Here is a 20,434-nt window from a genome sequence, read left to right on the forward strand (position 1 = left end):
GATGCCCTGTCGTCTCACGACTTACCGAGGAATCTCATTCGACGGGAGTCAGGCGCTGACCGGCGCGCCCATGCGCGCAACCTGGCGGAACTCGCTGGGCGTTACGCCTGCGTGATCGCGGAAGAAGCGGGTGAAGTGTCCCGGTGCGCTGAAGCCGAGCTTGTCGCTCAGCACGGCGAAGCTGTGGTTGCCGTGCACGACCGATTTCACGGCCAATTCCATCCGCAGCAAATTCAGATAGACATGCGGGGTCATGCGCGTGGAGCGCTCGAACAACCGGTAGAAATGGGCGCGGGAGAGGCCGGCTTCCTTGGCCAGCGCGTCCACGTCGCAGGCAATCTGCGGCTCGGCGCGCATCAACATCACGGCGCGCCGAATCCGCCAATCGAAACGGTCGCGATTGCGGTCGATATCGGCAAGGCTGCGGGACAGCGTTCGCCAGGGCGTGAAACGCTCGATGACCGAAATCATCAGGTCCGACAACAACTGTTCCTGTTCGGGACCGGCTCCCGGGTTTGCGAGCATCATCGCCGCCAGATCCATCGACAGGCGCCGGATGCGAGGCGACAATTCACCGGCCGGTTTTTCGAAGAAACCCGGCGCGCCGCTCGCCGCCCAATTCGGGCGGAAGATCTTCAGCCATTCGGGCTCGATATAGAGGGCGAGAATGATGGTGCGCGGCCGGTCATGATAATGAACGTAGGCGTGCGGCTCCCAGGTATTAACGAGAACGGCCTGAGAGTCGGTGAGCTGCACGAGATTGTCGCCGACCGCGAACTGGGTGTCAGCGCCCTCCGCCTTGATCAGAACATGGCAGTGCGGGTGGGCGTGACGCACGAGCGGACGGTCCATGTCGAGCAATGCGACACGTCCGAAAGTCCCATGAATAATGCGCAACGCTGACGACATCCCGGCCTGCGATGTAACGAGCGAAATTGATTGATGTTACATAAGAATTTGCTCAAAGAACAGTCAAGACGTCTCATGTGAGCGACAATGGACGCGGTGACGCAGTGCAAAGTGTTGAGCTGGGAAGACAATTGTGGCGCCGAACTGGCGTTTCCGCCGGAACCGCCCGCCATGGCCAACGGGCGCGGGAACGTCGACAAGATCTTCGTCGAGGGCGGCAAGGGATGCTGCCGCTGATCGTCGGCGCCCGCATGACCCTGGCCATGATCCCATGATCATCATGATCAGCAGCGGCGTGACGGCGGGCGTCGTCACGTCGACGGAAATTTCGGCCTGCGCCGTGGTCTAAGCCTTCGTGATCGGCGGCCTGGCCTTCCGCGAACTCACTTGGAAATCCATCGTCTTATTGTTTGTGCGGTCGGCGGTCATGACCGGCACCAAGGTCGAGAACATCAGCCGGCCGATGATGAAGTATCTTCTCCTGCCGATCGTCGCGCTGGTGGCGCTGGTCATTTTCCCGGCCTTGTCGCTGTGGCTTCCGCGCCATCTTGGCGTAGCTGTCTGGCCAGCGACCTTGGTGCCGCGCCACGTTGGGCGCGGTCGTCCCCGATGCCTCTATTCGATGGCCTTGACGACAGTTTCGGCCAGCGACAACGAACTGGTCAGTCCGGGCGACTCGATGCCGAACATCTGCACCAGATGCGGCAGGCCGTGTCGATCCGGCGTATCGATGAGGAAGTCTGCGGCGGGCTCGCCGGGGCCGGTGAGCTTGGGCCGGATGCCGGAATAGTCCGGCGCCAGCGCATTGTCCTTCAACGCCGGCCAGTAGGTGCGGATGCGCTCGTAGAAGGAGTCGGCGCGCCGCGGATCGACCGGATAGTACTCTTCTTCGATCCACTCGACATCGGGGCCGAAACGCATGCGGCCCGCGAGATCGAGCGTCACGTGAACGCCCAGTCCGCCATTGACCGGCGTTGGGTAGATCAGGTGGCTGAAGGCTGGCTTGCCGGCATAGGTGAAGTAATTGCCCTTCGCGAGAACACGCTTGGGCACGCGGTCCGACGGATAGTCGGGCATGGTGCGCGCGATCATCTGAGCAGAAAGGCCGCCGCAATTGATGACGGCATCGAAGGCGACTTCGCCGGCATCGTCGCCGCCGAATGCCACGAGCCATTGCCCGTCCTTGCGCACCGCACCGGTGACCGGCGTGTTGAAAGCAATCGCGCCGCCGGCATCTTCGATGTCGCCCACCAGCGCCAGCATGTAGCTGTGGACGTCGACGATGCCGGTTTGCGGCGACAGAAGAGCCGCGGTGCAGGACAGTTGCGGTTCCAGCGCCCTGGCTTCGGCCGCCGTCAGCATTGTCAGATCTTCGACGTCGTTGATGCGTCCCTGCGCGGCGATCTGCTCGACTTTCGCGGTTTCAGCCTCGCTTGTCGCAACGATAAGCTTGCCGCACTTGCGGTGCGGCACGCCGTGCGACTCGCAGAACGCATAGAGCATCCGCCGGCCCTGGACGCTGTGGCGGGCCCGGAGGGAACCGGTCGGATAGTACATGCCGGCGTGGATGACCTCGGAGTTACGCGACGACACGCCGGTGCCAATGGCATTTTCGGCTTCGGCGACAATCACGTCGTGGCCGTTTTTCGCGGCGGCGCGTGCGACGGCCAGGCCGACCACCCCCGCCCCAATGACCAACACCTGCAAGCGCTTGCTCCATACTGAAGGGGGACGGCCCCCGGTCGGTTTAGTTACTCACAAACCTTAGTTTAGACAACTATATAGGTTCCGGCCGGGCGCCCATATATATCTAAAAGATAGCTATGTTGACTTACCAAAGAGATGGTGTCAGCCTTGCGGTATCTTAGTGGTTTCAAGCGAGGTCCTCGTGCTGGCTCTTTCCATCGCGCAGCAGAAAACTTCTCCCGAGGAACTGCAATGCCGGGTCGAACTGGCAGCTTGCCACCGGCTGCTGGCTCATTTTGGTATTGAGGACCTCACTTATAACCACATTTCGGCACGTATCCCGGATCAGCCGGACCATCTCCTGATCAAGCCGGACGATTTTCTGTTTCGCGAAACCACCGCGTCAAGCATGTGGAAATACAAGCTCGACGGCACGCCGGTAGGGCCCGATACCGGCCCGATGATGGAAACCGTCAAGACGATCCACGCGGCGGTCCTCGAGGCGCGGCCGGAAATCGGTTGCGTGATGCACACGCATACCCCGGCGAATATCGCCGTTGCTTCGCAAAAATGCGGATTGCTGCCGATCAGCCAGCACTCGGTCATCTTTCATAACCGCGTCGCATATCATGACTTCAAGGGCTTCGAACTCGAGAAGGGCATGCGCAATGCGCTTCTGGATGATTTGGGCGACAAGAATGTCGTGATCATGCGTAATCACGGAGCATTGGTGATCGCACCAACGATCGCCGAAGCGTTTCTGAAGCATCATTTTCTCGAATTCGCCTGTCGCGCACAGGTTGCGGCCTTGGCCGGCGGCACCGAACTCATCATCCCCGACGAAGACACGGCCGAATTCGCCGCGGCGCAGATGGAAAAGTACAAGCTCACGGAAAATGGCGGCAAAGACTGGGCGGCGTGCTTGCGGCTCGCTGACAAGCTCGACGCGTCCTACCGGCTCTAGCAATGCCTGCTCGACCACGCGCGAGCGTCCTGGCCTGCCATCAGCGATCCGATAACGTGCGGCCTGTGTTCACAGAGGCCCTATCGGATATCGCCGATGTCCGCTTTCTGAGCGATGCCGGAGCGAACCGGCTGCAATGGTTGACGGAGGCCGACGTACTCCTGAGCTTCCTGCCGCATTCGGAAATTAATACCGAAGAGTGGGGGTCCATTCGCGCCAAATTGCTGCAAGTTGCTACTGCCGGCGTCAACCACCTGCATTTCGAAATGATTCCCGCGGCAACGGCCGTGGCGCCGACCATTGGCGTGCAGTCCCCCGCAATCGCCGAGCATGTCCTGGCCTTTGCCCTCGCAGCGGCGAAGGGTCTGTTTCTGCATCGCAGTGAGCTGGCGCGCGGCGAGTTCAATTTCATGGCCGAAACGCGCATGCTTTCCGGCGCGACGTGCTGTGTGATCGGGCTGGGGCAGGTCGGGCGCGCAACCGCGCGACTGTTCCAAGCCATCGGCATGAAAGTGAACGCGATCAATTCGTCCGGCGTAACGGACGACAGATCGCTGTCGGCTGTGGGGACACTTCAAGATTTTAACGAGATGGTCACGGACGCTCAGGTCGTCGTGATCACGCTGCCGCTGACGGAGCGGACCCGCGATCTGGTGGGGGCCACGCAGCTTGCCGCCATGCGCCGCGACGCGATTCTGATCAATGTCGGCCGCGGCCGAATTATCAATCAAAAGGCACTGTACGACCATCTGGTCGCCAATCCGGCCTTCATCGCTTGTCTCGACGCATGGTGGGAAGAGCCTTTCAACGAAGGCCGATTTCACCTCAATCATCCATTCTTCGATTTGCCGAACCTTGCCGGCACGCCGCACAACGCATCGCGGGTGCCGGGGATGGCGGCTGCGATTGCACAACAGGCTGCCGCGAATGTTCGTCACTTCCTGCTAACCGGCGAAGTACGTCATCGCGTCCCCGAGGAAGAGCGGCGCTGGGTTTGATTTCGAGGTGGCGTTTTTTGCGCGACGGAAAAACTGACCGGCGTGCGACTGTAAGCAACCGTCGTGGCGTGATGACGCAGTTCGCCGCGATGCCTCCGCATTGGGCAATACGCTGCGCGCGAGGGCAGCCAATGTGCCTAAAACGCGCAATTAAGGCCTGTCTGGTTTGTTGACAGTGTTAGTTAGGTAGATAAGATAACTGCCATATATGGGTTATCAGCATAGGTTCGCGCGTGGGGGCGGTTTGTGCAGGTCGGCGTCGAGGCATCGAGTGAAAGCGGGCGCGGGTCCCTCGCCGATGCTTTGCTTGTCGGTGCTTACGATATCCACCGCCACGGCTATCCGGAAATGAGCCTCGACTGCCGGACGCGTTATTCCGATGTCGATAATCTTATCAGTTCGCGCGATGCCGGTTTCAAAGCGGTGGTGTTGAAGTCACACTTCTGGCCGACCGTCGGACGCGCATACCATTTGCGCAATCTCGTGCCGGGAATCGATATTATCCCGTCCATCACGCTCAATCGGGTTGTCGGCGGCTTCGACCCGATTGCGGTGGAGTCGGCTGCGCTGCAGGGCGCGCGAGTCATGTGGTTTCCGACGTGGAGCGCTGCGAATGATATCGAGCGCGGCGGCATCAGCAGGCAAATCATGCCGGCTTATCTCAAGCGCACGAAGGATCTGCCGTCTGACTACGGCCTTCGCGTGACCGATGCCGGCGGCAAAGTCGGCAGTGATGTGCGTGAATGCCTTGCGGTTGCGGCCGAGCACGACATGCTGGTTTGTACCGGGCATATCTCGGCGCAGGAAAGCATAGCGCTTGCCGGCGCGATCAAAGACGCCGGCATCGAGCGCTTTGTGTTCACGCATCCCGACAGCGGTACCGTGGGCGCGACGCTTGAGCAGATTGACGAGATGGTCAGTCTCGGCGCTGTTTGCGAAGTCTGCGCCATCGGTTTCATGCCGCTCTACATGCGCATGCGTATCGCTGAGTTTGTCGCGCTCATCGAGCGCCTCGGCTCGGCAAAGATCGTTCTGACGTCTGACTATTTTTTCGACTGGTTCCCTCCCGCGAGCGAGGCCGTCAGGCTCGTGGTCGGCACACTGCTTCAGTGCAATGTTTCGATCGATGCCATCAAGGACATGATCTGCCGAAATCCCGCGCGTCTCATTGGCGCGACGGGTTCTTGAAAGTTGCTGGTAACGAGGGCGCTGGTGCCCAAGATAAAGAGGATTGAACATGAATAAGAGACATGGAAGCCGCAATGCGCTCTTGATTGCGGCCTGTATGGTTCCCCTGATCGGGGCCGCGCCGGCTCACGCCTTGGAGAAGGTGAAGGTCGCAGCGTCCTTCGTTGGCCTGTGGGACACCAGCCAGCCGACGTTCTGCAAGGAACGCGGCGAATTCGAAAAGGCCGGTCTCGACGTCGAAATCGTGTCGACGCGTGGCGGTTCGGAAACCGTGCAGGCTGTGCTGGTTGGCGGAATGGACGTTGCTTACTCGCCGGGCGTTAACTCCGTGCTTGCCGCCACGAAGCAGGGCGCCAAGTTCAAGATCATCAGCTCGGAATTCGTTGGGCAGAACGACACGCTTTACTACGTCGACGCCAACAGCCCGCTCAAGACCGCCAAGGATCTCGCCGGCAAGACGGTCGGCTTCCCGCGTCCAGGCTCAGCTTCGGAAATCGTTTTGTTCGATCTGAAGAAGCAGGCCGGCATCGACTTCAAAATGGTGGTCAGCGGCGGTCTCGATGCCACGCGCACGATGCTGAAAACCGGGCAGATCGACGCGGCCTACACGTTCCCTCCCTACGGCATGGACGCGATCGCGAAAAAGGAAATTCGCGTGCTCTTTGCCGGCGACGAAGTGCCTGGCCTCGCCGACGTCACCAATCGCGTCAACATCGCCAGCATCGACTTCGTTACGAAGCGTCGCCCGGTGGCCGTCAAGTTCATGGAAACGCTCGATAAGTGCATCGACTGGGCCTATGCCAACCCGGCCGAGAGCGTGAAGATGTACGCGAAGATCAACAAGATCGACGAGAACATCGCAAAGATCGCCATGGGCTACTACAAGCGCGATGCTCTGGCCTGGGAGATGAAGAAATTCGATGTCGCCGTGCAGCGCGCCGTCGAGAACAAGTACATCGACAAGGCGCCGACGGCTGAGGAGCTCAAGGAGCTGATCGACGTCGTTTATCAGCCGAAGAAGTAAGTCGCGGAAAGCCCACTGCCTCAATCAGTTCCGAGTAACACTCAAGTGCTTCTTGAAGCCGATGTTCTGGTTGTAGGTGGCGGTTCCGCCGGATGTGTTCTGGCGGCCCGGTTGAGTGAAGATGTGGGCCGCAAGGTCATCCTGATCGAAGCAGGCAGGGACGTCAGTTCAACTGACGTCCCTGCCGACATTGCGAGTGGTTATCCGGGCAAGGCGTTTCTGAACCCGGTTTATAAGTGGGCCGGCCTGAAGGCCCGCCTCGGCATGACCCGCGCCAACGCTGCGGAAGCCCGAGCGCCCCGGATCTACGAGCAGGCGAAAGTGCTTGGCGGCGGCTCTTGTATTAACGCCATGGTCGCCAACCGCGGCGCGCCTGACGATTACGACGAGTGGCACGATCTCGGCGCCACTGGCTGGGGCTGGCAGAATGTGCTGCCGTATTTCCGCAAGCTCGAGACCGATCGCGATCTGAACGGTGACTTCCACGGCCAGAGCGGGCCGATTCTCATCCGTCGTCATCGCGACGACAGTATTTCACCCTTCGTCAAACAGGTTCGCGCTGCTCTCGTGCGCCGCGGGCATCAGTTGCGGCATGACCAGAATGGCGTCTGGGAAGACGGCGTCTTCGCCGTCACCGTGGCCTCCTCCGACGAGGGCGGACGCCTGCCGACCTCGCTCGCCTATCTCACAGACGAGACCCGCAAACGGCCGAACCTCCGTATTATGACCGGCATCGAGGTCACACGCATTTTGTTCGATGGCCGCCAGGCCATCGGCGTCGAAGTGCTGACATCCGAAGGCCCGATGGTCATCAGGGCTACCGAAACCATCGTTTCTTGTGGCGGTATACATTCGCCCGCGCTGTTGATGCGCAGCGGCATCGGGCCGGCGGCGCATTTGCGCGAAGTTGGCGTCGACGTCATCGCCGATCGTGCCGGTGTGGGCCAGAACCTGATGGAGCATCCGTCGCTGTCGCTGTCGTCCTATCTCGCGCCAGAGGACCGCATCACGGATGACACCACGCACCAGGCGCAGGCCTGCCTTCGGCTGTCGTCCGGACTCGAGGGCGCCGGTGTCGGCGATCTGCATTTTCAGATTCTTGCCAAATCGGCGTGGCACGCGATCGGACGGCGCCTCGGCACGATGTTCTTCTGGATCAACAAGCCTTATTCTCGCGGCGAGGTGCGGTTGCGATCGATGGATCATCGCGCGCGGCCGGATGTCGATTTTCGCCTGTTGTCGGATGCGCGCGACCGCGAACGCATGAAGCAGTGCGTTCGAATCGCAGCTTCGGTGCTGAACGATCTCTATCGCGGACAGGTGACCGGAGAGCCGTTCCCGGCGGTATTCTCCGATCGGATCAAGAAGGTGTCCGCGATCAATTCCTACAATGCTTTTCGGCTCGCGGCGTTCGGCATGCTGCTCGACTCGGTCGGCGCCACATTGCGTGCCACACTCATCCGCACGGTTGTCACCGAAGGATTGACGTTGAAGCATCTGCTGGCCGACGACGCCGCGCTGGAAGAATTCGTGCTGAAATCGACCGGCGGGACTTGGCACCCAACCGGGACGTGCCGTATGGGAGCGACCGACGACAAGAAAGCTGTTACGGATGCGAACGGGCGCGTCATGGGCGTGACCGGATTGCGGGTGTGCGACGGCTCGATCATGCCTAGCATTCCGCGCGCCAATACTAATGTCCCCATCATCATGATGGCGGAACGGATTGCGGATCTCGTCAAGGCCGACGCCCACTAGCGCCGTCCTCAAGTCGGCGCCGTGGGCGCCATGCGGGGCAATATGTCGAACGGTGGACGACGGACCAGACAGCCAGACGGGCCGGGCCGGGGGCGGGGTTCGAACAAACAACACGATTATTTCGTCGCCGTCGCTCATGCTCGCTACATTTTGCGCAAGCTGTTCCGTATCGTCGAAGACAAGGCCAAGGAACTGGGCATTGACCCGCTGGCCCATCAGGCACTGCTGCAGGTCTATGGCAGCGCGGGGCAGGCATTGCGTGTCAGCCAGCTCGGCGAACGTCTCGACATCACGACGGCTTTCACCTCGAACCTTGTCAAAGGTCTTGTCCGCAGGGGTTTTCTGGTCCGCGAGTCACTGGCTTCCGACGCGCGCGTCACGATCCTTCGCATAACGGATGCGGGCCGCGATCTATGCAACCGGGTGGATGCAGATGTCCGCCCGCATGTCGATTATTTCGCGAGCCAGTTGTCGCCCAACGAGCGCCGGATCGCGTTGTCGACGGTGATGTTCTACATCGGCACTGACACGACCATCGAATGATCAAAATGAATGCGCTCTGCCCGGCATTTCAGCTTGTCGTTGCGCAATTTTTGGTGCGCTACAGGGTGCGGCAAAGCAGCCCAGACAGTTGACAAAAGAAACTGAGTTGACTTATCATAAATAAAATGATGCACCGTCATTGCCTTGGCCGCTGGGCCGGGCATGATGGTCATTACGCCATCACGTAGCATCCGGGATGATCAGGTGTCAGTGACTGCGGTATCGGTGAACGGTGGCAGCGCGTTTACGCAGCTCCTTTTCAGGGTGATCCGCTCACCCCTGCTCAGCGCTCTTGCGCTGCTCGTGGCGATGCTGCTGGCCCTGGAGTGGCTAGTGGCATCTGGCGTGGTTTCGCCGGCCGTGGTGGCCCGGCCGAGCGTGGCGATCGCTGGCATCGCCAAGCTTCAGCGGGACTACGATCTGTTTGGCGCCTTCCGGTTGACGATGACGACGACCATCGTCGCGATCCTGCTGGAATTGATTGTCGCCATTCCGTTCGGCTACTTTCTCTACAGGCGGCGCGCTTATTCCATCGCCTATACCGGCTGGCTGGCCGCATTGTCGGCCGCGCCGATATTCCTGCTGTTTCCGCTCTTCCTCGTGATTTTCGGCCGGAACGTTGTCACCCTCATCGTCATGGGGTTCTTGCCGGGCGTGATCCCGCTGATCCTGCATGTCCAGGACGGGTTTCGCAGCGTCAAGAAGACCTATCTGAATGTCGGCGAGAGCTTCGGACTGAGCAGAAGCACGATCTTCTGGAAGATCATGGTGCCGGCTGCCGCGCCGACCATATTCACCGGGTTCCGGCTGGCGTTGATGTACACCCTCATCAATATTGTGGCGATCGAGTATCTGGTCGATCTCGGCGGTCTCGGTCGTTTGGTGGCGGATCGTTATTTCCACTTCGACATTCCTGCAACCTATGGCGCCATCGGCGCAGTGACGCTGGTCAGCGTTCTTCTGAACTGGACGATCGGCGTGAGTGAAAAGCTGGTGAGGTCCCGATGAGCGACGCCGATCTCTCGCCGGCCGCGCTGCGTCAGCGCGTTCTTTGGATCCGGGTGCTCACTATTGTCGGCTTTATCGCCGCTTGGGAGTTTGCCGGCCGTTCGGGCTTCTTTTTCGACGGCGTGATTCCTTCGACCTGGACCGTTGCGAGCGCGTTCGTTACGGAACTGATGACGGCGGGCTTCTACAAGGACCTCTGGTTGACTTTGTTCGCATCGGTCGTCGGGTTCTTCTTTGGCTCGATAATTGCCGTGTTCATGGGCATATTGCTGGGGCTGCAGCCGTTCCTGCGCAGTGTAATAGAACCCTTCATCAACGCTATCGGCGGCACGCCGAAAATCATCTTCCTGCCGATCATGTTTCTCATCTTCGGCCTCGGCATCGAGTCGAAAATCGCGAAAGCGGGGCTGTCGGCGTTTTTCCCGGTGGTGCTCAGCACCGCGAGCAGCTTCGTGCAGATCCCCAAGATCTATTTGCTCACCGGCCGCAGCTTCAACTTGTCGCCTTGGCAGATGATCAGCAAACTGTACCTGCCGGCGATGGCCGATCCCGTGTTGACCAGCCTGCGCTTTGCCATGTCGATGGCGATCATTGGCGTGCTGGCGGCGGAGATCTCATATTCCAACGGCGGCCTTGGTTATCGCCTGATGCGGTACTCCGACCAGTATCAGATGGGCTTTGTCTACGCCGACGCCATCTTGATCTTCCTCGTCACGGCACTCGTGAACTACCTCTTCACGATCGGCGAGGACATTGGCGCCATGTGGAAGCGCAGTCGGGCCATGTTGGCCGGCAGGCAACCCAAGGTCGCGACGGTATCGGGCGCCTAGCGTCAGCCGTGTTGTCGTCTGAGTTGACTCGCCCGATCGTCCGCTCCGGCGGCGGTCGGGTGCGAGGTCGCTAGGACACCGCGCCGGCATTCGATCAATCAATACTACCAGTTGCCAATTTGCCGGTCGTCAGCCTGCGTACGCTTTGCGCTGGGCGCGGAACTCGTGTGTGGGCTAGGCAAAAATATGTATGGTATATACATATGTTTTGTAACATAATGCGCTATAGAGAATTCACGGCGTGAGACCTAAGGGGAGAGAGCCCGTGCTTGTCGGCGTTCCGAAGGAAATCAAGACCCACGAGTACCGTGTCGGCCTGACGCCGGCAGCGGTGCGCGAGTATGTTCAGCGCGGCCACAAAGTGCTGGTCCAGAGTGGCGCAGGTGCCGGTATCGGCGCCAGCGACGACATTTATCGCCAGGCGGGCGCCGATATCGCGAAAACGGCCCAGGACGTGTTCAAGTCCGCCGACATGGTCGTGAAGGTCAAGGAGCCGCAGCTTGAGGAATGCGCGCAGCTCCGCGAGGGCCAGATTCTCTTCACTTACTTGCACCTTGCGCCCGATCCGCAACAGACTGCGGCATTGATCAAGTCCGGTTGCACCGCTGTTGCTTACGAGACGGTGACCGATGAGCGAGGCGGTCTGCCGCTGCTGGCGCCGATGAGCGAAGTTGCCGGTCGTCTTGCGATCGAAGCGGCAGGCGTTGCCTTGAAGCGGCCGGCTGGTGGCCGGGGACTTCTTATTGGCGGTGTCCCGGGGGTGCCGGCGGGTCGTGTTGTTGTTGTTGGCGGCGGCGTCGTCGGCCTGCATGCAGCACGGATGGCGGTCGGGCTTGGTGCCGAGGTGACAATCCTTGACCGCTCGCTGCCCCGCCTGCGTGAGCTGGACGAAATGTTCGCGGGCCGGGTTCGCACGCTGTATTCGACCTTCGAGGCGCTCGACAACGAGGTTGCGGCGGCCGATGTGGTCATCGGCGCGGTACTGGTGCCCGGCGCCAGCGCGCCGAAGCTGGTGAGCCGCGACAAGCTCAAGACGATGAAGCCCGGGGCGGTGATCGTCGATGTCGCGATTGATCAGGGCGGCTGCTTCGAGACTTCGCATGCGACGACGCATGCTGAGCCGACCTATGTGGTCGATGGCGTCATTCATTACTGCGTTGCCAACATGCCGGGTGCTGTCCCGGTAACCTCGAGCCACGCGCTCAATAACGCGACACTGCCGTTCGGGCTTGCTCTGGCCACGTCAGGCTTGAACGCGCTGCTGGCCAATCCGCACCTGCGCAATGGCCTCAATGTTCATAAGGGCAAGGTGACTTACAAGGCCGTCGCTGACAGCCTCAACCTGCCATACGTTTCGGCCGAAAACGCCATTGCGGCGTAACAAGGCCGGATCCACCGGATCCCCTCCCGGTGACTGGGCCGCCCGCAAGGGCGGCCCTTTTTCTATGGCCGCTCAGGATTGGGTCAGATCGACGCCGCCGAAGCGCTTCTTCCAGAGCGCGATGGCGTCCTTGTTATAGACATTGTCGGGGACGCGGCCGGTGAGGGCGCAATGCACCGACCTGCCGGCCCATTCAGCGCCGGCACGCAATTCCGCCGTGTCGGTCTTGGCCGTCGCGTGCGGCGACAGGATCAGAGTGTCGCCGATGCCACGCAATGGCGAGTTCATCGGCAGCGGTTCTTCCTCGAAAGCGTCGATTGCAGCGCCGCCCAGGTCACCGTTGCGTAGGGCGGCGGCGACGGCGGTCTCGTCGACGATCCGGCCGCGAGCGGTATTGATGAGGATGGCGCCGGGTTTCATGAGCCCGATCTCACGCGCACCGAACATCATGCGCGTTTCGTCGGTCAGCGTGACGTGGAATGACAGGACATCGGCACGGGCCAGCAAGGTTTCATAATCGACGCGCTCGACGCCGGCGAGCATGAACGTCAAAGGGGACACATAAGGGTCGTAGGCGATAATGCGCAGCCGCCAGGGCGCCAGAAGCTGGGCGACGCGTGTGCCGATACGGCCCAGACCGACGAGCCCGACCGTGATGCCCGGATAACCGTCCGACACGCGAGCGCCGAGATAGGTCGCGGCGTGCTGTTCTTCGCGCCATTTGCCGGCCCGCACATCGGCGTCGCGCCGATGGATTTTCTTGAGCAGCGCCAGCATCAGCGCCACCGCGTTCTCCGCGACCGCGAAACAGTTGTCCTCGGTCGGTCCGTGGCACACCAATATGCCGAGCTCGGTCGCCGCGTTGACGTCGACATCGTCGACGCCGACCGAATACTTGGTCACCGTCCGCAGCTTCGGCGATGCCTCGAGCACTTCGCGTGTGATCGGCGTGGCGCGGATCGAGGTGCCCATTAGCGCCACGGCGTCACGCGCGGCAGCGGCGATCTCCGAAGGATGCCCCTGGCCCGGCTGCTGCCAGCGGGGCTCGCCGAGCACCATGTCGTACCCGTGTGCCGCCAGCTGATCCATCATGGACTCGCTACCCGCGAGCGGCGCGAACACAAGAATTTTGGGCTTCGGCATGGAAGGCTCTGTCAGGGGTTGGCCGTCGGGCGCAGACTGGCCATCCACTTGTCCTCGATGACGCGCGTTTCGGCAATCGAGAGCGCGGACGTCTTCGAGTATTTGTGCCGCCAGCCGATGGGACGGCAGGCGTCGATGATCATCTTAGAGTTCTGCGTCAAACCCTGATCGCGCGCTTCCGGAGTCAGGCGAGGATCAAGACCGGAGCTCCAGCCGCCGCGCACGATGTCCACCGATTCCGACGGCTCCGAGCGAGTCGTCACTGCCCACATCACGTCCGCGAGATTGGACGGGTCCACGTCTTCATCAACGACCACGACAAGACGGCCCATATAACTGTTCGCTGCCGCAATCAGGCCGGCGCGCTTGGCGTGTCCCGGATAGCGCTGTTCGAGCGCGATCACGGTCATCAATTGGGAGACATGCTGCCAGACGCCGACGACGTCAGTGACGCCACAGGCAATCAGATTTTGCCAGATGCCCGCGCCGCGGAACGGCAGGCCGAAGTGAAAGCGTGGCGGCTTCATCGGCGGCGACCCGAGCAGGATCGGATTGGTGCGGTGATGGATCGCCTTGACGTTCATCACCGGCGCCGGCCGCTTGTCGGCGGCATAGTAGCCGGTGAACTCGCCAAACGGCCCTTCGAGCAGGCTGAATTCAGGCATCGGCAGCAGTTCGCCTTCAAGAACGCTTTCGGCATAGGCCGGGATCGGCAGACCCGTGAAGGGACCGGGATGCACTTCGATGGGCGAACCCTTGATCGCACCGGCAAAGGCGTATTCCGACTGGCCGGCCGGCAGATATTCGAAGCCGGCAATGAACAGGGCGGGGTCTTCGCCATTGACGACAACCACGGGGCAGGGCTTGCCGCGCTCCCAGTACTTTTTGGATAGCATCGCACCATGGCGGCCCTGATGATCGAACTGGATCGTCACCTGGTTTCGGCCGTGTACCTGAACGCGATAGATCGAGGCGTTCACCCAGCCATCGTCGGCATCGCCCATGATCACCAGGCTGCCAGATCCGATATAGGGGCCGCCATCGTCAGGGTGCCAGTGCGGCGCAGGCAGGCGCGCCAGATCGACGTCGTCGCCTGTCACCGAGTTCTCGAGATAGGGCGCGTCCTTGACGACGACCGGGTCGAGCGTCTTCAGCGTCTGACGCTTGGCCATCCAGGCCTTGAGCGCCTCGAGCGGCCGCAGATGCGGGTCAAGTCCGAGTGCCAAAGCGGCGCGCTGCGCGCTGACTGTGGCATTGGTGAAAATCCGAAAGCCCTTCGGATAGCCTTTGATGTTGTCGAACAGGATGGCCGGACATTCCGGCATGCCGGCGGCGACTTCGGTGATGCCGCCGATCTCAAGCATGGGATCGGCATTATCAATCCGCCGCAGCGCACCCAGCCCATCCACGAGATCGATGAATTCACGCAAGTCGCGGTACATTTCCGGCATTCCCTTTGAACGTTACGATTCGCCAATAGCGGGGACTTGCTCACCCCAGCGCTTGATGGCTCCGGTATCGATATCGAACTGGTCGAGCACGCGTCCGACCGTATGATTGACGATGTCGTCGATGGTTTGCGGCCGCGTGTAGAACGCAGGCATGAATGGCGCGATCACAGCTCCGATTTCGGCTGCCCGCTCCATGGTTTTGAGGTGGCCAAGATGCAACGGTGTCTCGCGCACCACGAGCACAAGCTTGCGCCGCTCCTTGAGGACAACGTCGGCCGCGCGCGTCAGCAGCGTCGTCGTATTGCCATAGGCGATCTCGGACAGCGAGCGGATGGAGCACGGGATGACAATCATCCCCAAGGTTCGGAATGAGCCGCTGGCGATCGCGGCGCCGATGTTTTCAGACTTGTAGGTGACGTCGGCGAGGTCGCGCACTTGCGCGGCCGTGTAATCGGTCTCGCTCGAAATCGTCAACAGCGCAGACTTGCTGACGACAAGGTGCGTTTCGAGGCCGGCCGCGCGCAGTGCCTCGAGCGTCCGGATCCCGAGAATGGCGCCGGAGGCGCCGCTGATACCGACAATGATACGCTTGGTCACGCGAGAGCCTTGCCTGTTGCCGGGGCCGCCAACAGCCCGCCGTCAAGCCGCGGACCTTCTCAGATATAGATTATAGAACTAAGGTTGTAAACATACCTAACTGCGATCAGCGGCCCGCTCGGTATCGGGTGTGGATGGTGTGCTGGAGGCCTGTCGAAAAAGAGCTGGCGTTTGCCGAAATATATGTTAACTAACTAATCCGAGTCAGCCAAACTGAGTCGCGATCTCCGGACTATACAACCTTTGAATGCCGAGAAAACCGTCATGACCGTTCTCAATTTCGCGAAAATCGAGAAGAGATCGGCCGCCGCCGCCCGCTCGCGCAACGGCGCCGACAAGCACGAGTATTTCGTCGCGGTGGCGCATGTTCGCTATATCCTGCGCAAGGTTTTTCGTCTCATCGAGGACAAGGCCAAGGAATTGGGTCTTGAATCCCTGGCGCACCAGGCGCTGCTGCAGGTTTACGGCAGTCCGACGCAGGAGCTTCGCGTCAGCGAGCTGGCCGAGCGGCTCGACATCGCTCCCGCCTTCGCCTCGAACCTCATCAAGGGGTTGGTGAAGGCGAAGTACCTCAAGCGCGAATCCGACGCGAGCGATGCCCGTGTGACGATCCTGCGGATTACCCCGGTGGGCCGCGCGATCTGCGACCAGATCGACACGGAGGTTCGGCCGCATGTCGACTACTTCACCAGCCAGCTCACCTCCGATGAGCGGGAAACGGCGCTGTCCACCCTGATGTTCTACGTCGGGCCGGGCGCGATCGACGGAAAATAAGCTGCGGGTCAAGAAGGAAGTTAGCGTGGTGCGTAAGAAGTCAGGCGAGTCGCAGGGCAATTCCGGCATCCCGGAAGTTCCGACATTGCCGAATGCCGTAGAAGACGGGTGGGGCAGCGATCGCGTTGCTCGTATCGTTCGCGAACTCGGCGTTCCGTTCATCTGTTTTAATCCCGGCGCCAGCTTCCGCGGTTTGCACGACAGTCTCGTCAATTTGCTCGGTAACGAGCGGCCGCAGATGCTGCTCTGCCTGCACGAAGAAGCGGCGGTCGCTATCGCGCATGGCTATGCAAAGGTAACCGGCAAGCCGCTTGCCGTGGCGCTGCACAGCAATGTCGGCCTGATGCACGCGACCATGTCGATCTTCAACGCGTGGTGCGACCGCGTGCCGATGATGATCCTTGGCGCGACCGGCCCGGTCGATGCCCATAAGCGGCGTCCTTTCATCGACTGGATTCACACGTCGCGCGATCAGGCTGCGATCACGCGCCACTACACCAAGTGGGACGACCAGCCTGCGTCCGTCGAAGCGACGGAAGAGGCATTGTTGCGCGGCATGCAGATCTCGACCACGGCGCCCTGCGGTCCTGTGTACATTGTGCTCGACTCCGCCATGCAGGAAGCCAAGCATGCCGGCGGCGCGCCGATGCCGGACATGGCGCGCTACGCGGCGATCCCGTCGCCGTCGCCGGATTCGACGAGCCTCGATGCGGCCGTGAAATTGCTGGCGGGTGCCAAGTCGCCGGTGATCCTGTCCGGCCGCGTCTCGCGCGACCCGAAGGCCTGGGCCGATCGTGTGAAGCTCGCCGAGCAGCTCGGCGCGACCGTGTTTACGGACTTGAAGGTCGGCGCCAGTTTCCCGAGCGAGCACGAATTGCACGCCATGCCGCGCGGCATGTTCATCAGCAAGGAATCGCTCGGCAAACTGCAGAGCAGCGATGTCGTGCTAAGCCTCGATTGGGTCGATCTCGCCGGCACGCTGAAGCAGGCCTGGCCGGAAGGCTGCCCGGCCAAGGTGATTCATGTCTCGGTCGATCACCACGTCCACAACGGATGGGACATGGGCTACATGGCGCTGCCGCCGGTCGACGTGCGGCTCGCCGTGACACCGGAAGCGGCAGTGCCGGCTTTGGTCAAGGCACTGCCGGCACCGAAGCGCACTTACGGCAAGACCAATGCTGCGCCGGCCAAGGCTGGCAACAGCGGCCCGATCACACTGAAGGATATTGCGGTCACGTTGCGCGATGTCGTGAAGGATGATGCGGTTTGCCTCAGTCGTTTGCCGCTGGGCTGGGACGGCTCGTATTGGCCGTTCACGCATCCGCTCGACCAAATCGGACACTCGGGTGGTGGCGGTGTCGGTTCCGGCCCGGGCATGGCGGTCGGTGCGGCGCTCGCGCTCAAGGGGACGGACCGCCTGCCGGTCGCGATCCTCGGCGATGGCGATTATCTGATGGGCGTGACCGCGCTGTGGAGTGCCGTGCATTACAAGATTCCAATGCTCACGGTGGTCGCCAACAACCATTCGTATTTCAACGATGAAGTCCATCAGGAGCGTGTCGCTACCATGCGTGGTCGCCCGGTGGAAAACCGCTGGATCGGCCAGCGCATCGCCGATCCCGAGCCGGACATTGTGATGTTCGCGCGCGCTCAGGGGGCGACGGCTTACGGCCCGGTCGAGACCCACGCCGACCTTGCGAAGGTCCTGGCCGAAGCGATCGAGGCGGTGAAGGCCGGCGAGACCGTGGTGGTCGATGTTCATGTTGCGCCCGGCTATGCGCCGAGCACCGTCGCCGCGCTGACTGAAACCAAGGAAGTTGGCACGCCTTAAGGGCGGGCTCAGTGTCACAAGTCGAGTGAGGCCGTGATGGCTACTTCGTCGAATAAAGCCGCCGCGTTTGTCCTTCCCGCGGTAAAGCGCGAGCTCTACTACGGCGGCGCCTGGCACAAGGCGCGCTCCGGACTGACTCAGGAAACGCACAATCCGGCAACGGGCGAGAGCCTCGGCTCGGTCTCTCTGGCGGAGGCGCAGGATGTCGATGCGGCCGTCAAGGCAGCTTATGCGGGCTTCAAGATCTGGCGCCGCGTCAAGCCGGTCGAGCGCGCTGCCATTCTGCGCAAAGCGGCCGATGTGATCCGCGAGCACGCCGATGAACTGGCGCTGATCGACGCTGCCGATTGCGGCGGCCCTTACAAGCGTATGGTCAAAGACAGCGAGGGCGGGGCGCTCGCCTTCGAATACTTCGCCGGCCTCGTCACCGAAATCAAAGGTGACACAATCCCGACCGGCGACGATGTTCTTAGCTTCACCGTACGCGAACCACTCGGCGTTGTGGTGCGCATCAACGCCTATAATCATCCGGTGCTGTTTGCGGCGACGCATGCTGCCCCGGCGCTGGCCGCCGGCAACGCTGTCATTATGAAGCCGCCGGAGCAGGCGCCGCTCTCGACCTTGCGTCTCGTTGAACTGCTCGGACCGCTGTTTCCGCCGGGCGTCATCTCTGCACTGCCTGGCGGCCGCGCCTGCGGCGAGGCTCTGGTCGCTCACCCGCAAGTGGCGAAAGTCGGTTTGATCGGCGCCATTCCGACTGGCAAGGCGATCCTCAAGGGCGCCGCCGACTCGATGAAGAAGGTTACGCTGGAGCTCGGCGGCAAAAACGCGCTGATCGGGTATGGCGATGCCGATCCCGACAAGCTTGCGGCCGGCATTATCCAGGGCATGAATTTCGTGTGGCTCGGCCAGTCTTGCGGTTCGACGTCGCGCGTCTTCCTGCATGAAAGCATTCACGACGCCGTGCTTGAGCGGGTCGTCAAGAAAGTGAAGACGCTGCGCTTCGGCATCCCGACCGATCCGAACACCGAGATGGGCTGTCTCGTCAGCAAGGCTCAGCTCGACAAGGTCAAGTACTACGTACAGGCCGGCAAGGACGACGGTGCGCGTCTTGTCGTGGGCGGTCGTCAGCCGGACGACGCCCAGCTCGCCAATGGCTTTTACTACGAGCCGACGATCTTCGCGGACGTCAAGCCGACCATGCGTATTGCGCAGGAGGAAGTTTTCGGCCCCATTCTCAGCGTCTTCAAGTGGAGCGATGAGGATGCGATGTTCGAGGCCGTCAATGAACTCAATTACGGCCTGACTGCGTCAATTTGGACCAGCAATCTTTCGGTTGCGCATCGTGCTGCGGCGCGCGTCGAGGCCGGTTATGTCTGGGTGAACGGCGCGAGCACGCACTACTTTGGCGTGCCTTTCGGCGGATACAAGCAATCGGGAATGGGACGGGAAGAGTCCATCGAAGAACTGCTGGACAACACCCAGCTCAAGAGTATCAATATCGCGTTAGACGGCGCCGGGACGTAGCCAGAGCGGTCGAGGGATAATAAACAATGTCGCACGGACACGCGCTTCAGATTAAGAACGTCACCAAGCGTTTCGGCGGCGGCATTGTCGCCGTGCGGGACATGTCGTTCGATGTGAAACCAGGCGAATTCATTTCTGTCATCGGCCCGAGCGGCTGCGGCAAGTCGACGCTGTTCAACATCATCGGCGGCTTCATCAAGGATTACGACGGCGAGGTCGTGCTCGACGGTCAGGGTAAGCCGGGCGACCGCACAATCGGCACCGTGTTCCAGGAAGAGTCGACGTTCCCGTGGCGGACGACCCTGCAGAACGTGATGTTCCCGCTGGAAGCGATTGGGATGCCGAAGAAGGAACGCATCGAGCGCGCCGAGCACTTCATCAGACTGGTCGGGCTTGAAGGCTTCGAGAACAACTACCCGAGCGAACTGTCCGGCGGCATGCGCCAGCGCACGGCGATTGCGCGTACGCTTGCTTTCGATCCGAAGATTCTCCTGATGGACGAGCCCTTCGCGGCGCTCGACGAACAGACCCGCCTTCTGCTTGGCGACAAAGTGCTGCAGATCCAGCAGGAGCTCGAGCAGACCACGCTGCTGATTACCCATAACATTACCGAGGCCGTGCAGCTTTCCGACCGTGTCGTAGTGATGAGCTATCGCCCGGGAACGCTGAAGCGTATCATCCCGATCGATTTGCCGCGTCCGCGCTCGTCGGAAATCATGAGCAGCGAGCGTTTCGGCCAACTTGTCGGCATGATCTGGAGCGATCTCCGTGAGGAGGCCTCGCGCGGCATGCAGGAAACCGAACGCAAGCGCGCTTCCTAAC

21 protein-coding genes are annotated in these 20,434 nt (G+C 61.3%); 14 read left to right on the forward strand and 7 right to left on the reverse strand.

Annotation, left to right across the window (positions count from 1 at the left end):
* Window positions 1-48: 48 nt before the first annotated feature.
* Window positions 49-909 carry a helix-turn-helix transcriptional regulator gene (locus DXH78_RS08110; protein WP_115516555.1) on the reverse strand — a complete coding sequence of 287 codons (861 nt, stop codon included), beginning with the start codon at window positions 907-909 and terminating at the stop codon, window positions 49-51.
* 87 nt (window positions 910-996) lie between these two features.
* Here DXH78_RS08110 and DXH78_RS19815 point away from each other — a divergent pair, with 87 nt between their 5' ends.
* On the forward strand, window positions 997-1,146 hold the full coding sequence (locus tag DXH78_RS19815; RefSeq protein ID WP_168192737.1) for a hypothetical protein: 150 nt from the start codon (window positions 997-999) through the stop codon (window positions 1,144-1,146).
* Window positions 1,147-1,254: 108 nt separating this feature from the next.
* Here the strand turns inward: DXH78_RS19815 and DXH78_RS19820 are convergent, their stop codons facing one another.
* Both DXH78_RS19820 and DXH78_RS08115 read right to left on the reverse strand, forming a co-directional pair.
* The gene (locus tag DXH78_RS19820; RefSeq protein WP_168192738.1) at window positions 1,255-1,422 is read right to left on the reverse strand and encodes a hypothetical protein; all 168 of its coding nucleotides are present in this window, start codon (window positions 1,420-1,422) and stop codon (window positions 1,255-1,257) included.
* Window positions 1,423-1,524: 102 nt separating this feature from the next.
* On the reverse strand, window positions 1,525-2,616 hold the full coding sequence (locus DXH78_RS08115) for an NAD(P)/FAD-dependent oxidoreductase (RefSeq protein ID WP_115516556.1): 1,092 nt from the start codon (window positions 2,614-2,616) through the stop codon (window positions 1,525-1,527).
* A gap of 181 nt (window positions 2,617-2,797) precedes the next feature.
* On the opposite strand from DXH78_RS08115, the gene DXH78_RS08120 reads away from it, so the two are divergent.
* From DXH78_RS08120 to DXH78_RS08145, 6 genes are all read left to right on the forward strand, one after another.
* Entirely contained in the window at window positions 2,798-3,559 is a 762-nt protein-coding gene (locus DXH78_RS08120) for a class II aldolase/adducin family protein (RefSeq protein WP_168192739.1), read from the forward strand.
* 2 nt (window positions 3,560-3,561) lie between these two features.
* Complete coding sequence (locus tag DXH78_RS08125; RefSeq protein ID WP_115516558.1) at window positions 3,562-4,557, forward strand: NAD(P)-dependent oxidoreductase; 996 nt, start codon at window positions 3,562-3,564, stop codon at window positions 4,555-4,557.
* Between the two features lie 246 nt (window positions 4,558-4,803).
* Window positions 4,804-5,745 carry a DUF6282 family protein gene (locus DXH78_RS08130; protein ID WP_115516559.1) on the forward strand — a complete coding sequence of 314 codons (942 nt, stop codon included), beginning with the start codon at window positions 4,804-4,806 and terminating at the stop codon, window positions 5,743-5,745.
* A 49-nt stretch (window positions 5,746-5,794) separates the two neighbouring features.
* On the forward strand, window positions 5,795-6,769 hold the full coding sequence (locus DXH78_RS08135; protein ID WP_115516560.1) for an ABC transporter substrate-binding protein: 975 nt from the start codon (window positions 5,795-5,797) through the stop codon (window positions 6,767-6,769).
* Window positions 6,770-6,814: 45 nt separating this feature from the next.
* A complete protein-coding gene (locus DXH78_RS08140; protein WP_115516561.1) occupies window positions 6,815-8,527 on the forward strand; it encodes a GMC family oxidoreductase in 1,713 nt (570 codons plus the stop codon).
* Between the two features lie 150 nt (window positions 8,528-8,677).
* Window positions 8,678-9,070 carry a MarR family winged helix-turn-helix transcriptional regulator gene (locus DXH78_RS08145; protein WP_168192740.1) on the forward strand — a complete coding sequence of 131 codons (393 nt, stop codon included), beginning with the start codon at window positions 8,678-8,680 and terminating at the stop codon, window positions 9,068-9,070.
* Here the strand turns inward: DXH78_RS08145 and DXH78_RS19605 are convergent.
* Window positions 9,040-9,243: a hypothetical protein gene (locus tag DXH78_RS19605; RefSeq protein WP_147292590.1), complete on the reverse strand. Its 204-nt coding sequence runs from the start codon at window positions 9,241-9,243 to the stop codon at window positions 9,040-9,042. The genes DXH78_RS08145 and DXH78_RS19605 overlap by 31 nt on opposite strands.
* Before the next feature lie 37 nt (window positions 9,244-9,280).
* On the opposite strand from DXH78_RS19605, the gene DXH78_RS08150 reads away from it, so the two are divergent.
* The 3 genes from DXH78_RS08150 (at window position 9,281) to ald (ending at window position 12,289) form a co-directional block, all read left to right on the forward strand.
* Window positions 9,281-10,078, forward strand: coding sequence for an ABC transporter permease (locus tag DXH78_RS08150; protein WP_168192741.1), 798 nt, complete (start codon window positions 9,281-9,283; stop codon window positions 10,076-10,078).
* Window positions 10,075-10,908: an ABC transporter permease gene (locus tag DXH78_RS08155; protein ID WP_115516564.1), complete on the forward strand. Its 834-nt coding sequence runs from the start codon at window positions 10,075-10,077 to the stop codon at window positions 10,906-10,908. The genes DXH78_RS08150 and DXH78_RS08155 overlap by 4 nt, the downstream gene beginning before the upstream one ends.
* A gap of 265 nt (window positions 10,909-11,173) precedes the next feature.
* The gene (gene ald, locus DXH78_RS08160) at window positions 11,174-12,289 is read left to right on the forward strand and encodes an alanine dehydrogenase (RefSeq protein WP_115516565.1); all 1,116 of its coding nucleotides are present in this window, start codon (window positions 11,174-11,176) and stop codon (window positions 12,287-12,289) included.
* A gap of 72 nt (window positions 12,290-12,361) precedes the next feature.
* Here the strand turns inward: ald and DXH78_RS08165 are convergent, their stop codons facing one another.
* The 3 genes from DXH78_RS08165 to DXH78_RS08175 are packed head-to-tail and all read right to left on the reverse strand — an operon-like array spanning window position 12,362 to window position 15,480.
* Window positions 12,362-13,432: an NAD(P)-dependent oxidoreductase gene (locus DXH78_RS08165; protein ID WP_115516566.1), complete on the reverse strand. Its 1,071-nt coding sequence runs from the start codon at window positions 13,430-13,432 to the stop codon at window positions 12,362-12,364.
* A gap of 11 nt (window positions 13,433-13,443) precedes the next feature.
* Window positions 13,444-14,874: a UbiD family decarboxylase gene (locus DXH78_RS08170; protein WP_168192742.1), complete on the reverse strand. Its 1,431-nt coding sequence runs from the start codon at window positions 14,872-14,874 to the stop codon at window positions 13,444-13,446.
* 21 nt (window positions 14,875-14,895) lie between these two features.
* Window positions 14,896-15,480 carry a UbiX family flavin prenyltransferase gene (locus DXH78_RS08175; protein ID WP_115516568.1) on the reverse strand — a complete coding sequence of 195 codons (585 nt, stop codon included), beginning with the start codon at window positions 15,478-15,480 and terminating at the stop codon, window positions 14,896-14,898.
* 264 nt (window positions 15,481-15,744) lie between these two features.
* Between DXH78_RS08175 and DXH78_RS08180 the strand changes: the two genes are divergently transcribed.
* The 4 genes from DXH78_RS08180 to DXH78_RS08195 are packed head-to-tail and all read left to right on the forward strand — an operon-like array spanning window position 15,745 to window position 20,433.
* A complete protein-coding gene (locus DXH78_RS08180; protein WP_147292591.1) occupies window positions 15,745-16,254 on the forward strand; it encodes a MarR family winged helix-turn-helix transcriptional regulator in 510 nt (169 codons plus the stop codon).
* A 28-nt stretch (window positions 16,255-16,282) separates the two neighbouring features.
* A complete protein-coding gene (locus DXH78_RS08185) occupies window positions 16,283-18,085 on the forward strand; it encodes a thiamine pyrophosphate-binding protein (RefSeq protein WP_245416769.1) in 1,803 nt (600 codons plus the stop codon).
* A gap of 36 nt (window positions 18,086-18,121) precedes the next feature.
* Complete coding sequence (locus tag DXH78_RS08190; RefSeq protein WP_115516570.1) at window positions 18,122-19,612, forward strand: aldehyde dehydrogenase family protein; 1,491 nt, start codon at window positions 18,122-18,124, stop codon at window positions 19,610-19,612.
* A 26-nt stretch (window positions 19,613-19,638) separates the two neighbouring features.
* Complete coding sequence (locus tag DXH78_RS08195) at window positions 19,639-20,433, forward strand: ABC transporter ATP-binding protein (protein WP_115516571.1); 795 nt, start codon at window positions 19,639-19,641, stop codon at window positions 20,431-20,433.
* Window position 20,434: the final 1 nt, after the last annotated feature.

The sequence above is a fragment of the Undibacter mobilis genome (assembly GCF_003367195.1).
GTDB classification, from domain to species: domain Bacteria; phylum Pseudomonadota; class Alphaproteobacteria; order Rhizobiales; family Xanthobacteraceae; genus Pseudolabrys; species Pseudolabrys mobilis.